Source organism: Pseudomonas sp. H3_D04 (assembly GCF_054669175.1).
Genome location: NZ_CP162801.1, coordinates 25,982 through 40,405, shown reverse-complemented (window position 1 = coordinate 40,405; position 14,424 = coordinate 25,982). Strand labels below are relative to the sequence as shown.

Sequence of the window (14,424 nt, the reverse complement as noted above, 5' to 3'; positions counted from 1 at the left end):
AAAGGCGCCTTTTTCATGATCGTTCCCACGCTCCGTGGTGGGAACGATCTATCGTCCCAACAACCGCGCCAAACCAACATTCATCGGCGTCTGCTCAGGGTAAGTAAACCGCTCCAGCAACCGCCGATTGTTCGCTCGCGAGTGGCGGATGTCACCGGAACGTGCCGGGCCGTAACTCACCGGGGGCAATTGACCGACCACCACCTCCAGCGCCTCAAGCATTTGCTTGAGAGAAGTTGCCTGGTTCCAGCCAACATTGACCGCGCCGACTTCGACCTGCGGTTGCTCGATGGCTTGCACCAACAAATCCACCAAATCTTCAACGTAGACGAAATCGCGTGTCTGCTCGCCATCGCCAAACACGGTGATCGGCAGGCCTTTCTGCGCGCGTTCGCTGAAAATACTGATCACGCCGGAATACGGCGAGGATGGATCCTGACGCGGGCCGAAAATGTTGAAGAAGCGGAAAATCACCGGCTCCAGACCATGCTGGCGACGGTAGAAATCGAAGTAATACTCGCTGGCCAGTTTGTCCGACGCATACGGTGTCAATGGCGCCTTGGGCGTGTCTTCATCGATCGACTCGCCTTCGCCATTGTTGCCGTAGACCGCCGCGCTGGAGGCGTACAGCACTCGCTTGACGCCAGCCTGACGCATGGCTTCGCAGACATTCAGCGAGCCGATGAAATTGCTGCGGTGAGTCTTCACCGGATCGTCCACCGAGGCCTGCACTGACGCCACCGCGGCCAGATGCGCCACGGCGCTGCAACCGAGCATGGCCTGGGCCACCAGCGCAGCATCGGCGACGTCACCCACAACGAGTTCGACCTTGGGATTGTCCAGCGGCAGGTTGCTGCGTTTGCCGGTGGACAAGTCATCAAGAATTCGCACCGAATGGCCTTTGGCAAGCAAGGCATCGGTCAGGTGCGAGCCGATAAAACCGGCGCCGCCGGTGATTAAAACAGGGCCGTCAGCCATGGCGATAGAACCTATCCAGTAAGCCCGGGAGTGCCGCGCGCCAGGCGCGGGGCTTGATTCCGAAGGTGTGCAGTATTTTCTTGCAGGCCAGCACCGCGTGTTGCGGCTCTTCGGCGGCGTCCGGGCGCGCGGCGTGAGCCTGGGCGGTCGGCGCTTCGATGGCCAGCGGATGCAGGCTGCGGGCTTCGGTCAGGATCGCCTGCCCCAGCGCCAGCGGCGTGGTCGCCTCATGCCCGGCGTAATGATAGGTACCCCACAGCGGCGCCGCACAATCGAGCTGCTTGAGTACCGAAATGATCACCCGCGCCGCGTCGTCGACCGGTGTCGGGTTGCCCCGGCGGTCGTCGGCCATCAGCAATTCTTCAGGCTGTTCGGCGCGACCGAGGAAGCGCCCGAGTGTGCCGTCGGGGCTGTCATCGAGCAGCCAGCCGAAACGCAACAGCACGTGTTGCGGGCAGGTAGCGCGCACGCTTTGTTCGATCCGCCACAAGGCCTGACCGCGCAAGCCCAATGGCACCGGTTCGTCTTTTTCGCTGTAGGCGGTCGCCCGGGAGCCGTCGAACACGCGATAGCTCGACGGTTGCAGCAGCACGATGTTGTGATGCTGGCACAGTTCGGCCAGACGCTCGATCGCCCGCTCCTGCCCGGCCAGACGCTGTTCGCTAACCGTCTCCGCCTGAAACCAGTCGAAGTAGTAGGCGAGATTGATCAACGCGTCCGGGCGGGTGTCGTCGAGCAGTTGCGTCAGGCTCGCGGCATCCCAGCCGTCTTGCGGTGGGCGGGGGGCGAGGAAACCGATGTCTTCCTCCGCACCGAGGCGAATCAGCGCCTGCCCAAGGGCATTTCCGCCGCCCAGTAACATAAGGCGCATTCGCATAGAGTCAGCAGGCCCAGTCTGATTGGAACGATGGCTTTATCGACAGCGCCCGTGGGCGATGTCGTTGATAGTTGCCGGAATCGTTGCATTTTGCGGGTTTAGTGCGCAACCGTCATCCGTAAAGTGTAGATCCCCGGGATTTGTGGTGCCTGTCCCGACCCCATCGCGAGCAGGCTCGCTCCCACAGGGGGCTGCGGCGCACACAAATCCAATGTGGGAGCGAGCCTGCTCGCGATGAGGCCATTGGAAACAATGAAGGTCTTGAGCGGTACTTGCATCTTCAGTCCCCCACCCGCATAAATTACCCAATGAATCTGCCCATCCCCACGGACGCGGCCCTGGCAGGCTTCCACCCCGCCGTCAGCGCCTGGTTCAGCAATACCTTCCCGACGGTCACCGCCGCCCAGGCCCGGGCGTGGCCGTTGATCCGCCAGCACCGCTCGACCCTGATCGCCGCGCCCACCGGGTCCGGCAAAACCCTCACGGCCTTCCTCGCGGTCATTGACGACCTGGTCCATCGCGGCCTGGAAAATGAAGGCGGGTTGCCTGACGAAACCCTGGTGGTCTACGTCTCACCGCTCAAAGCCCTGTCCAACGACATCCAGATCAACCTGCAAAACCCGCTGGCCGGCATCACCGAGCAATTACGCGTCATGGGCCTGCCCGAATTGCAGATCAACACCGCCGTGCGCACCGGCGATACGCCGCAAAAAGACCGCTCGGCCATGCGCCGAACAGCGCCGCACATTCTGGTGACCACCCCGGAGTCCCTCTACGTGCTGCTTGGTTCCGATTCCGGCCGGCAGATGCTCGGTACCACGCGCACGGTGATCGTCGACGAAATCCACGCCATCGCCGCCAGCAAACGCGGCAGCCATCTGGCCTTGAGCCTCGAACGATTGCAGGCGCTGTGCGCGGTCCCGCTGATGCGGATAGGCCTGTCTGCCACGCAAAAACCCATCGAAGCGGTCTCGCGCTTCCTTGTGGGCCGTGACCGCGAGTGCGAAATCATCGACATCGGTCACGCCCGCCCGCGGGATCTGGACATCGAAGTGCCGCCAGTGCCGTTGTCCGCCGTGATGGCCAACGATGTCTGGGAACGGGTCTACGACCGCCTCGCTGCCCTTGCCCGCGAACATCGCACCACGCTGATTTTCGTCAACACCCGACGCCTGGCCGAGCGCCTGAGCCGGCACTTGAGCGAACGCCTCGGCAAGGAGGCCGTCGCCGCGCACCACGGCAGCCTGGCCAAGGAGTTTCGCCTCGACGCGGAACAGCGGCTCAAGCGCGGCGAGCTGCAAGTGCTGATCGCCACGGCCTCGCTGGAACTGGGGATCGACATTGGCGACGTCGACCTGGTGTGCCAGATCGCCTCGCCGCGCTCGATTGCCGGTTTTCTGCAACGGGTCGGCCGCTCCGGGCACCAGGTCGGCGGCACGCCCAAGGGCCGTTTGTTCGCCACCACCCGCGATGACTTGATCGAATGCGCCGCCCTGCTCGACTGCGTGCGCCGTGGCGAACTCGACACCCTGCAGATTCCCAAGGCGCCGCTGGATGTCTTGGCGCAGCAGATCATCGCCGAAGTCAGCTGCCAGGAATGGCAGGAGCAGGCCTTACTGGAGATGTTCCGCAAAGCCTCGCCCTACGCCGACCTCGACGAAAAGCATTACCAGGCGCTGCTGAATATGCTCGCCGAGGGCTACAACGGTCGCCAGGGGATTCGCAGCGCCTACCTGCACCGCGACGCCGTGACCCGCACGTTGCGCGGTCGTAGGGGCAGCAAACTGACGGCGGTGACCAGCGGCGGAACGATTCCGGACAATGCCGATTACAGCGTGCTGCTGGAGCCTCAGGGGCTGAACATCGGCAGCGTCAACGAAGACTTTGCCGTGGAAAGCATCGCCGGGGATATCTTCCAGTTGGGCAATACGTCGTACCGGATCCTGCGCGTCGAAACCGGCAAGGTCCGGGTCGAAGATGCTCAGGGCCAGCCGCCGACCATTCCGTTCTGGCTTGGGGAAGCACCGGGACGCAGCGCTGAATTGTCATTCGCCGTCGCGCGCCTGCAAGCGCAGCTCGATGACCTGCTCGGCGCCACACCGGGTAACTTGCAACCGGCCATCGACTGGCTGACCGACACCCTCGGCCTGAACCTCGCCAGCGCCGAGCAACTGGTGGATTACCTGGCCCGCGCACGCCTGACATTGGGCGCCCTGCCCTCGCAAGACACGCTGCTGATGGAACGGTTTTTCGACGAATCCGGCGGCACGCAACTGATCATCCACTCGCCGTTCGGCAGTCGCATCAACCGCGCCTGGGGCCTGGCCTTGCGCAAGCGGTTCTGCCGCACCTTCAACTTCGAATTGCAGGCCGCCGCCAGCGAAGACGCAATCGTGCTGTCGCTGTCCACCAGCCACAGCTTCGAACTCGACGACGTCTGGCGCTATGTTCACAGCAACACCGCCGAGCACCTGTTGATCCAGGCGATACTCGATGCGCCGCTGTTCGGCGTGCGCTGGCGCTGGAACGCCGGGGTCGCACTGGCGCTGCCGCGTTACACCGGAGGGCGCAAAGTCGCGCCGCAGATCCAGCGCATGAAAAGCGAAGACCTGATCGCCAGCGTGTTTCCCGATCAGATTGCCTGCGTGGAAAACCTCGCCGGTGAACGCGAAGTGCCCGAGCATCCGTTGGTGGAGCAAACCCTCGACGATTGCCTGCACGAGGCCATGGACAGCGAAGGCTGGCTGGCACTTTTGCGGCGTATGGAAAGCGGCGACGTCCGGCTGATCAGCCGCGATTTGCCGGCGCCCTCGCCGCTGGCAGCAGAAATCCTCAGCGCCCGCCCCTATACCTTTCTCGACGATGCGCCGCTGGAAGAACGCCGCACCCAAGCGGTGCTCAACCGGCGCTGGACCGACCCGCAGTCCACCGACGACCTCGGTGCGCTGGATGCCGAAGCGATTCAAGCGGTGCGCGACGAAGCCTGGCCAGCCCCGACGGGCGTCGATGAAATGCACGAAGCCTTGATGAGCCTGGCGTGCATCACTGATGCCGAGGCACAAGCCAATGCGCATTGGCTCGACTGGCTCAACGTCCTCGCTGCAAGCGGTCGCACCAGCCGTTTGCAGCTCAATGCCGGGCAATCGCTGTGGTTGGCGTTGGAGCGTCTGACCTGCCTGCGGGCGATTTATCCACAGGCAGATTGGCTGCCTCCGCTGGAGGCGCTACCGGGATTTGATGAGGTCTGGGAAACGGACGAAGCCGTGCTGGAAGTGATTCGCGCGCGGCTCAGTGCGTTTGGCCCACTGCCGTTGCAAGCGATTGCCGAACCTTTGGGATTGCCGGCCATTGAAGTCACCCAAGCGCTGGCGCAACTGGAGCGCGAAGGTTATGTGCTGCGTGGTCAATTCACCCCTGGCGCCATCGAGGACGAATGGTGTGAGCGGCACCTGTTGGCGCGGATTCACCGCTACACGGTCAAGCGCCTGCGGCGGGAAATCGAGCCGGTGGCGTTGCAGGATTTCATGCGCTTTCTGTTCGACTGGCAGCACTTGTCCGCCGCGACGCAAGGCCAGGGCAACGCGGTGCTGCCGGCCATCGTCGCGCAGTTCGAAGGCTATCCCGCTGCCGCTTCAGCCTGGGACAGCGACATTCTGCCGATGCGGATCAAAGGCTATTCGGCAAGTTGGCTGGACGACCTGTGCCGCAGCGGCAAGCTGGTCTGGACCCGCCTGACCGCACGCAACAAGACGGCCGGCACGGCGTTGCGCAGTACACCGATTCTGCTGCTACCGCGCAGCCAGGTCGGGTTGTGGAGCAGCCTGACCGAGCAGACCCCGGTCAACGAACTGTCGCCCAAGACGCAAAAGGTCTACGAAGCACTCAGCCAACATGGCGCGCTGTTTTTCGATGAGCTGATTCACGAGGCGCACCTGCTGCGCACCGAGCTGGAAATCGCCTTGCAGGAACTGGTCGGCGCCGGACTGGTGAACGCCGACAGTTTCGCCGGCCTGCGAGCGCTGATCACCCCGGCCAGCAAACGACAGAACCGCAGCAGCCGACGTGGGCGTGGAGCGTTTGTCGGCGGGATGGACGATGCCGGGCGCTGGGCCTTGCTGCGACGTGGTCCTACCGCGCCGGTTGTGGATAACAAGCGCCCGACGCCGACGCCGAGCGACACCCTGGAACACATCGCCATGACGTTGCTGAGACGCTACGGCGTGGTGTTCTGGCGCTTGCTGGAACGGGAAGCGGATTGGTTGCCGAGTTGGCGGGAATTGCTGCGCACATTCCATCGGCTGGAGGCGCGGGGGGAGATTCGCGGTGGGCGCTTTGTCAGTGGCTTGGCCGGGGAGCAGTTTGCGTTGCCTGAGGCGATACCGTTGCTGCGCGAAGTCCGGCGCCGGCCGCATGACGGGAGTTTGATCGCGGTGTGCGGGGTTGATCCGCTGAACCTTGCCGGGACGTTACTGCCCGGAGCGAAGGTGCCGGCGTTGGCGAGTAATCGGCTGGTGTATCGAGATGGGTTGCCGGCGGCGGCCGAGATTGCTGGCAAGCAGGTTTTCTGGGTCGAGCTGGATCAGCAATCGGCTGCTGAATTACACAGCAAGCTGATCCGCCACAATCCCCTGTAGGAGCGAGGCTTGCCCGCGAAGAACGAAGACACTGTTCTACTGATACACCGCGGTGCGCCCTTCGCGGGCAAGCCTCGCTCCTGCAAGGTTTGCGGTGTTATTGAGTACGCGGCTGATCCGGTAACAACACCGGCGAATTCTCCGGCGCCGGCCCGTCGTCTTCCTGCCCGGCCATCGCCTGCCTCGGCATCAAAACCTGCTGTGGATAAGTCTGCGCGAAATGCACGCACGGGCTGTTATCCACAAGCTTCTTCAACCGTTGGTTAAATGCCCGGCTCACCGCATATTGCCCCCCCGACACCGTGCGGAACTGCGCCGTCAGCACCACGCCGTTGAGGTCCATTTTGTCGACGCCAAACACATCCAGCGGCCCTTGCAGGTTGTACTTGAGAAACGCGTCCTCGCGGATCGAATCCCCCGCCTCACGGATCAGTTCGATCGCTTTGTCGACATCGGTGTCGTAGGTGAACTGCACCGAGAAAAACGCATAGGCAAACTGCCGCGATTGGTTGGTCACGGCCTTGATCTGCCCGAACGGCACCGAGTGCACGAAACCCTTGCCGTCCCGCAGGCGCAAGGTGCGGATGGTCAGGCCTTCGACCGTCCCGGCATGGCCGGAGTCGAGCACCACCCAGTCGCCGATCGACAGCGTGTCTTCGATGATGATGAACAACCCGGTGATCACGTCCTGCACCAATTGCTGCGAACCAAAACCGATGGCCAGGCCGACCACCCCGGCACCCGCCAGCAACGGCGCAACGTTGATCCCAAGGTTGGCCATGGTGGTAATTGCGCAGATCACCACCAGGATGATTTTGATCGCGTTGCGCAGCAGCGGCAGAATGGTTTTGACCCGCGTACTCGGCTGCGTCGTGCGTTTGTTGACCGGCGGTTTCAGCGCTTCCTGGATCGCCGTATCGAGCACCACCCACAGCAACCAGGTCACCAGAAAGATCAGCCCCATGCTGCTCAACGAATCACTGATTGCCCGCCCTACCTTGTTTTGTTCGGCGAATTCGAACAGCGACACGCCCCAGATCCGCCCAAGGATTTCGATGAAAGCCACGGCCATGATGATTCGTAGCAGCGCATGCAGCAGACTGAGAAAACGCTCCTTGTAAGCGCTGCTGCGCTGGATCGCTTCAACCTGGCGCGACTTGAACATGTGCTGGAAAATTGTGCTGAGAAACACCGTGGCGATCAGCAGGATAGTGGTGAACAACGCACAGCGCAGCGCCTTCTGATTGTCATCGCCGACGCCGAGCAGGTTGATCGCCGAAACCATCACCATCAGCAGGATCGGCCAGTACCAGAGCCCGGAAAAGATCCGCAGGGATTCCTGCAGCGACGGCTGTTTGAGGCGCTGGGCCAAGGGCCGGTTACGGATCAGATGCGCCACCGGGCGCCTCAATCGAATCACCAATAAGCCGAAGATGATCGAGACGAAAAAACCGGTGAGCACGGCAGCGCTGCTGGTGATGTTACCGCCCAGTTGCCGGGCGATCTGCGGGCTGGTCAGCGCATCGCTGAGCGCGGCAAGGAAACCGATCAGGAACAGCGGTCGTGGGCAGAAATCGCGGATGATCTGCACTGCCGTGCGCTTGTGGCCGGTGTTGAACATGACAATCACGCAGAGCAGCATCGAGGTCGAAAAAATGCCGCTGCTGGTGGCGTAGGCGAAACACAGCGCCAGCGCACGGCCCACCGAGGCAGGCAGGAAATGGCTGACGTAAAGGGTCAACGGCAAGCAGATCAGGGCCGGTAGCGTGTAAGGCAACACATAATTGAGCAGATCCTGACTGCGCTGGCGGGTTCGCAGAAAGCGGCCCTGGTTCAAGCGTTTGGCGAGTATCCCACCGAGCACGGTGAGCAAGGCAAAGCTGCCGAGCCAGACGCCGGACAACATCAGGAAGTCGCCAATCACGCTCCAGCCGGAACGGTTAGAAGGTCGATTGACCAGTTTGTCCACCTCATTCGCCGCCCGGTCCGCCCGCAGGCGCCAGGCATCGACCAGGTCTTCGTTGAGGTCGAGCTTGTCCTGAACGTCGTCGATGCTGGAGCTGATGGCCCCGAGCAGGCCGCCCTGGACCAACGGTTCAGGCGTAGCAGGCTCCTCGGCAGCGGCGGGAACACCCGGCAGCGTGACGGCTTCCAACTCGTTGCTGCCCAGAAACAGCAACGCCCCCAGCAGTATCGCGGTCTTGAACTTGAGCAAAACGGGAAGCTCCTTGGGAAGGGTCTGTAAGGAACTGATCGGGAAATGGCGGGCAAGTTCGGTTTTCACCCCGAGATAACGGCCAGCAAGTTCCCCTATGGCGAGGGAGCTTGTTCCCGCTGGGGTGCGAAGCGCCCCCCAAAAACCTGCAAACCTGGCTCCTCAGATACAGCATGCGATATGGCATTTGCGACTGCTGCGCAGCCGAGCGGGAGCAAGCTCCCTCGCCACAGGGTTTCATTTGCCCGCGAGATATTTGACCTGCACGCAAATATCAAATGCCCACCCCTCTATTTTTCCGCACAACCCAAACCCCGACACTGCGCTCCATCAATCAAACCCACCGGAGTTGCAGTCATGCCCATTGCCTTGCTCGCGCTGACCCTCAGCGCCTTCGCCATCGGGACGACCGAGTTCGTCATCGTTGGCCTGTTACCCACCATCGGCGCCGACCTCGGCGTCAGCCTGCCGTCCGCCGGCCTGCTGGTCAGTCTCTACGCCCTGGGCGTCGCCATTGGCGCCCCGGTGCTGACCGCCCTCACCGGCAAAGTCCCGCGCAAATTGCTGCTGTTGTCGCTGATGGTGCTGTTCACCCTTGGCAACCTGCTGGCCTGGAAAGCCCCCGGCTACGAATCACTGATCCTGGCGCGGATCGTCACCGGCCTCGCCCACGGGGTGTTTTTCTCGATTGGCTCGACCATCGCCACCAGCCTGGTGCCAAAGGAAAAAGCCGCCAGTGCGATCGCTATCATGTTCACCGGCCTGACCGTGGCGCTGGTCACCGGCGTACCGCTGGGAACCTTCATCGGTCAGCATTTCGGCTGGCGTGAAACCTTCCTCGCCGTGTCCGCCTTGGGCGTGATCGCCTTTATCGGCAGCCTGCTCTACGTGCCGAAAAACATCGCCCACAGCAAACCGGCTTCGCTGTTGCAGCAATTGCAGGTGCTCAAGCAGCCACGTCTGCTGCTGGTGTACGCCATGACCGCGGTCGGTTACGGCGGCTCGTTCATCGCTTTTACCTTCCTGGCGCCGATTCTCCAGGACATCTCCGGCTTCAGCGCCAGCACGGTCAGCCTGGTGTTGCTGGTCTACGGCATCTCGGTGGCGGTCGGCAACATCTGGGGCGGCAAACTGGCGGACAAGCGCGGCCCGATCAGCGCCCTGAAAATCATCTTCGCCTTGCTCGCGGCGGTGCTGTTCGTGTTGACCTTTACCGCTGGCAACCCATGGCTGGCGCTGGCTACCGTGCTGGTCTGGGGCGCAGTCGCGTTCGGTAACGTGCCGGGGCTGCAAGTCTATGTGGTGCGTCAAGCCGAACATCACACCCCGCATGCGGTGGACGTGGCGTCGGGGCTGAACATCGCGGCCTTCAACCTTGGCATTGCCGGTGGCGCGTGGGGTGGCGGCTTGATCGTGGCTCACATGGGCCTGATCCATACCGCCTGGATTGGCGGGCTGGTGGTGTTGGCGGCCTTGGCGCTGACAGCGTGGAGTGGACGTCTTGACCGACTCGGCCCGGTCTACGCCGAAAGCACGACCCGCATCGTCGCCGGACACTAACCCCACAGAAGGTCGGTATGGTTTTCCGGAACGCACACCGTCCGTAGCCCCGTCGAAACTTTCTCGGTTGCCCCACGGTCATCAAAAGACAGAGGCAACCGAGGACCATTAGACGGGAGGCGATATGGCGGCGATTCACATTGGTATTTCAGGCTGGCGCTACACACCCTGGCGGGGAGGTTTCTACCCGAAGGGGCTGACCCAGAAGCGCGAATTGCAATTTGCGTCCCGGGCGGTCAACAGCATCGAAATCAATGGATCGTTTTACGCCCTGCAACGGCCTGAGCGTTACGCCCAATGGTACGCCGAAACCCCGGCGGACTTCGTGTTCAGCGTCAAAGCCCCACGTTTCATCACCCACATCAAGCGTCTGCGGGACATTCATACACCGCTGGCGAATTTCTTTGCCTCCGGGATTCTGGAGCTGAAAGAGAAACTCGGCCCGATCCTCTGGCAGTTTCCGCCCAACTTCAAATTCGATGTCGAGTTGTTCGAAAGCTTCCTCAAGCAATTACCCCACGACACCCAGCAAGCAGCCGCCCTCGCCCGCCAGCACGATTCGCACCTGCACGGCCCCGCCAGCATGAAGGCGTACAAGAAAAAGCCCCTGCGCCACGCCGTTGAAATCAGAAACGAGAGCTTTATTGATCCAGCGTTCGTGCGCCTGCTCAAGCGCTACAACGTGGCCTTGGTTATCGCCGATACCGCCGGAAAATGGCCGTACCGCGAAGACGTCACCAGTGATTTCGTCTATCTGCGCCTGCACGGTGCCGAAGAACTCTATGCCAGCGGCTACACCCCTGAGGCGCTGGAACGCTGGGGCGAACGGATCGACGCCTGGAACCATGGCCAGCAACCGGCCGATCCGCAGCTGATTGCACCTGGGCAAAAGCCGAAAGCACGCAAGTCCCGGGAAGTGTTCTGCTATTTCGACAACGACATCAAAGTCCGCGCGCCTTTCGATGCGCGGCGTTTGCTTGAGCACTTCCACCTCGACAAAGACCTCGCCACCCGTCCCGGTGAACCGGTCGCCGAAGGAGTGCTGTCATGAGTATTTCCGAACCGGTCGGCAGTACCGACGAACAGCAACCCGTCATCACCGCCGTGCGCCGTTTCACCGTACTGACGGTCAACACCCACAAGGGGTTCACCGCGCTCAATCGGCGTTTCATCCTACCGGAATTGCGCGAAGCGGTACGCAGTGTGTCTGCCGATGTGGTGTTTTTGCAGGAAGTCCACGGCACCCACGAAGACCATCCGCAGCGGTACGACAACTGGCCGACGATGCCGCAGTACGAATTCCTCGCCGACACCCTGTGGCCACAATTTGCCTACGGCCGTAACGCGGTGTACCCGGCGGGTGATCACGGTAATGCGCTGCTGTCGAAGTTCCAGATCATTCGCCATGACAACCTCGACGTATCGATCAGCGGCCATGAGAACCGCGGCATCCTGCATTGCGTGCTGCGCCTGCCGGGCGATGGCCTGGAAGTGCACGCCATTTGCGTGCATCTGGGGCTGCGTGAGAGCCACCGCACGGAACAACTGAAGTTGCTGGCGCGACGCCTCGAAGACCTTCCGGTCGACGCCCCGGTGATTGTCGCCGGCGACTTCAACGACTGGCGCCAGCGTGCCGATGCGTTGCTCAAGCCCTGTGGCCTGCGCGAGGTATTCGCCGAGCACCACGGCAAACCGGCGCGCAGTTTTCCAGCGCGACTCCCAGCGCTACGCCTGGACCGCATCTATGTGCGCAACCTCAAGGCCAGCCGTCCGCAAGTGCTGGCGGCACGTCCCTGGTCACACCTTTCCGACCACGCACCGCTGTCGGTGGAGATCGAGCTATGAGCAGCGCCCCGATGGAAAAAGCCACCGTTGAACACGTGCCGACTACCCCGCCGGTGCGTGAGCCCGGCGTGGTCGACGTCGAATACGGCTGGCAGGGCAACAACCTCGTGGAAATGCTGGAAAACGGCGAAGCCTATTTCCCGCGAGTGTTCGAAGCCATGCGCCAGGCCAAGACTGAAATACTCCTGGAAACCTTCATTGTGTTCGAGGACAAGGTCGGCAACGAGCTGCAGCAAGTGCTGGTCGAAGCCGCGCAACGCGGTGTACGGGTCACCGTCAGCCTCGACGGGTTTGGCTGTGGCGAGTTGAGCAACGGCTATCTCGCAACGTTGAGCGAGGCCGGCGTTCGCCTGCAAATATTCGATCCGGCGCCCAAGCTTCTGGGGATCCGCACCAACTGGTTCCGACGTCTGCACCGCAAGATCGTGGTGGTGGACGGCACGATCGCGTTCATCGGCGGGATCAACTTTTCCGCCGACCATCTGGCCGATTTCGGCCCCGAGGCCAAGCAGGATTACTCGGTTGAAGTGCAAGGCCCGGCGGTGGCCGATATCCATCACTTCGCGCTGCTGCAATGTGGCCGCCCGGCCCGCGCCAAATACTGGTGGCAACGCCGCCGGCAGCGACGCTCGGAACTGGCCTTCAGCGACCACGACGGCCAGGTTCGCCTGGTGTACCGCGACAACGGTGACCACCGGACGGATATCGAAGAGGTTTACCTTCAGGTGCTGCGAAGCGCCCAACGCCGGGTCGTGATCGCCAACGCCTATTTCTTTCCGGGTTACCGCTTGCTGCGCGAAATCCGCAACGCCGCTCGTCGTGGCGTCGACGTGCGCCTGATTCTGCAGGGGCAACCGGACATGATGGTGGCCAAACTGGCTGCGCGCATGACCTACGACTATTTGCTCAAGTCGGGCGTGCAGATCTTCGAATATTGCGAACGCCCGCTGCACGGCAAAGTCGCGCTGGTGGATGAGGACTGGAGCACCGTCGGCTCAAGCAATCTCGACCCGTTAAGCCTGTCGATGAACCTGGAAGCCAACGTGTTGATCCGCGACCGAGCCTTCAACCAAGATCTGTTCGAACGGCTTGAGGTGCTGAGCAATAACCACTGCAAAGCCATGTCAGCGGACACGTCGCCGCGCGGAAGGATCTGGCACATGACCGTCGGCTTTCTGGTGTTTCACTTCCTGCGTCACTTCCCGGCATGGGCCGGTTGGCTGCCTGCGCATAAACCACGCCTGAAACCCTTCACCCATCCGGCCGGGAGTGACCACCATGAACCGCGTTGAAGCGCACTCGGCACCTCAAGACGGCAGCACAACACCTGTCCCGGAAAAGAAGACACGCTGGAGCCGCTGGAAAAAACCGCTGACGATGCTGTTTTTCCTGGCGCTGATCGTGCTGCTGACGATGCTTGCCCAGCGCATCGAATGGGACGAAGTGTTCCACACCCTGGCCAATTTCAAGGTGCGCACGCTGATCATTGCGTCCGGCCTGACGCTGGTGAGTTTTCTGGTGTATGCCTGTTTTGATCTGATCGGCCGCACCTACATCCGCCAGGACCTGACCTGGAAACAGATCCTGCCGGTGGGGATCATCAGCTACGCCTTCAACCTGAACCTGAGCGCGTGGGTCGGCGGGATTGCCATGCGTTATCGCCTGTATTCGCGGCTAGGGGTGAGCAAAAGCAACATCGCGAAAATCCTCGGGCTGAGCCTGGCGACCAACTGGTTCGGCTACATGGTGATTGCGGGCGCCGTGTTCAGCAGCGGACTGGTCAGAATGCCGCCGGGCTGGAAGTTGAGCAGCGGTGCCTTGCAAGTTGTGGGCGTGTTGTTACTCCTGGTGAGCGCGGGATATCTGGCGGCGTGCCAGTTCTCCAAACGTCGGGAATGGGCGATACGCGGGGTGGAAATCAACCTGCCGTCCTTGCGCATGGCGATGCTGCAACTGGCCCTCGGAGCGCTGAACTGGTCGCTGATGGCGGCGGTGATCTTCACGTTGCTGCCGAGCAAGCTGGATTACCCATTGGTGCTGGGCGTGTTGCTGATCAGTGCGATTGCCGGGGTGATCACGCACATTCCGGCCGGGTTGGGTGTGTTGGAGGCGGTGTTTGTGGCACTGCTGCAACATGAAGCGTCGCGGGGGAGCCTGGTGGCGGGGTTGCTGGCTTATCGGGCGATCTATTTCATCTTGCCGTTGCTGATTACGTTGGTGATGTATCTGGTGGTGGAGGCCAAGGCGAAGTCGCTGCGGATTGCCAAGAAACCTTCCTGAGATTGTTGGGGAGGCGGATGACGCTTTCGCGGGCA

At 62.0% G+C, this 14,424-nt stretch carries 9 protein-coding genes; 6 read left to right on the top strand and 3 right to left on the bottom strand.

The features are described from left to right. Positions 1–48 precede the first annotated feature (48 nt). A complete protein-coding gene (locus AB4N91_RS00190; protein ID WP_010467311.1) occupies positions 49–978 on the bottom strand; it encodes an NAD-dependent epimerase/dehydratase family protein in 930 nt (309 codons plus the stop codon). Then, positions 971–1,855, bottom strand: coding sequence for a sugar nucleotide-binding protein (locus AB4N91_RS00185; protein WP_010467310.1), 885 nt, complete (start codon positions 1,853–1,855; stop codon positions 971–973). The genes AB4N91_RS00190 and AB4N91_RS00185 overlap by 8 nt, the downstream gene beginning before the upstream one ends. A gap of 308 nt (positions 1,856–2,163) precedes the next feature. Here AB4N91_RS00185 and AB4N91_RS00180 point away from each other — a divergent pair, with 308 nt between their 5' ends. Beyond that, complete coding sequence (locus tag AB4N91_RS00180) at positions 2,164–6,489, top strand: DEAD/DEAH box helicase (RefSeq protein ID WP_460112010.1); 4,326 nt, start codon at positions 2,164–2,166, stop codon at positions 6,487–6,489. Between the two features lie 97 nt (positions 6,490–6,586). On the opposite strand, the gene AB4N91_RS00175 is transcribed toward AB4N91_RS00180, so the two are convergent. Beyond that, entirely contained in the window at positions 6,587–8,704 is a 2,118-nt protein-coding gene (locus tag AB4N91_RS00175; RefSeq protein ID WP_010467308.1) for a mechanosensitive ion channel domain-containing protein, read from the bottom strand. Positions 8,705–9,061: 357 nt separating this feature from the next. On the opposite strand from AB4N91_RS00175, the gene AB4N91_RS00170 reads away from it, so the two are divergent. The 5 genes from AB4N91_RS00170 to AB4N91_RS00150 all read left to right on the top strand — a co-directional run bounded on the left by AB4N91_RS00170 (position 9,062) and on the right by AB4N91_RS00150 (position 14,389). Then, positions 9,062–10,264 (top strand): MFS transporter, encoded by a 1,203-nt coding sequence (locus tag AB4N91_RS00170; RefSeq protein WP_077749244.1) that lies wholly within the window; start codon positions 9,062–9,064, stop codon positions 10,262–10,264. A 124-nt stretch (positions 10,265–10,388) separates the two neighbouring features. Further along, positions 10,389–11,315, top strand: coding sequence for a DUF72 domain-containing protein (locus tag AB4N91_RS00165; RefSeq protein ID WP_010467306.1), 927 nt, complete (start codon positions 10,389–10,391; stop codon positions 11,313–11,315). Next, positions 11,312–12,109, top strand: a complete 798-nt coding sequence (locus AB4N91_RS00160; RefSeq protein ID WP_083375657.1) for an endonuclease/exonuclease/phosphatase family protein — start codon at positions 11,312–11,314, stop codon at positions 12,107–12,109. The genes AB4N91_RS00165 and AB4N91_RS00160 overlap by 4 nt, the downstream gene beginning before the upstream one ends. Next, the gene (gene clsB / locus AB4N91_RS00155; RefSeq protein WP_083375656.1) at positions 12,106–13,401 is read left to right on the top strand and encodes a cardiolipin synthase ClsB; all 1,296 of its coding nucleotides are present in this window, start codon (positions 12,106–12,108) and stop codon (positions 13,399–13,401) included. Before AB4N91_RS00160 ends, clsB begins: the two co-directional genes overlap by 4 nt. Further along, a complete protein-coding gene (locus tag AB4N91_RS00150) occupies positions 13,388–14,389 on the top strand; it encodes a lysylphosphatidylglycerol synthase domain-containing protein (RefSeq protein WP_102593804.1) in 1,002 nt (333 codons plus the stop codon). Before clsB ends, AB4N91_RS00150 begins: the two co-directional genes overlap by 14 nt. The last annotated feature ends 35 nt before the right edge of the window (positions 14,390–14,424 follow it).

What these genes read in the sequence shown, in the direction of transcription:
- AB4N91_RS00190 (WP_010467311.1), bottom strand. Translation starts at nt 978, where the DNA reads ATGGCTGACGGCCCTGTTTTAATCACCGGCGGCGCCGGTTTTATCGGC.
- AB4N91_RS00185 (WP_010467310.1), bottom strand. Translation starts at nt 1,855, where the DNA reads ATGCGAATGCGCCTTATGTTACTGGGCGGCGGAAATGCCCTTGGGCAG.
- AB4N91_RS00180 (WP_460112010.1), top strand. Translation starts at nt 2,164, where the DNA reads ATGAATCTGCCCATCCCCACGGACGCGGCCCTGGCAGGCTTCCACCCC.
- AB4N91_RS00170 (WP_077749244.1), top strand. Translation starts at nt 9,062, where the DNA reads ATGCCCATTGCCTTGCTCGCGCTGACCCTCAGCGCCTTCGCCATCGGG.
- AB4N91_RS00165 (WP_010467306.1), top strand. Translation starts at nt 10,389, where the DNA reads ATGGCGGCGATTCACATTGGTATTTCAGGCTGGCGCTACACACCCTGG.
- AB4N91_RS00160 (WP_083375657.1), top strand. Translation starts at nt 11,312, where the DNA reads ATGAGTATTTCCGAACCGGTCGGCAGTACCGACGAACAGCAACCCGTC.
- clsB (WP_083375656.1), top strand. Translation starts at nt 12,106, where the DNA reads ATGAGCAGCGCCCCGATGGAAAAAGCCACCGTTGAACACGTGCCGACT.
- AB4N91_RS00150 (WP_102593804.1), top strand. Translation starts at nt 13,388, where the DNA reads ATGAACCGCGTTGAAGCGCACTCGGCACCTCAAGACGGCAGCACAACA.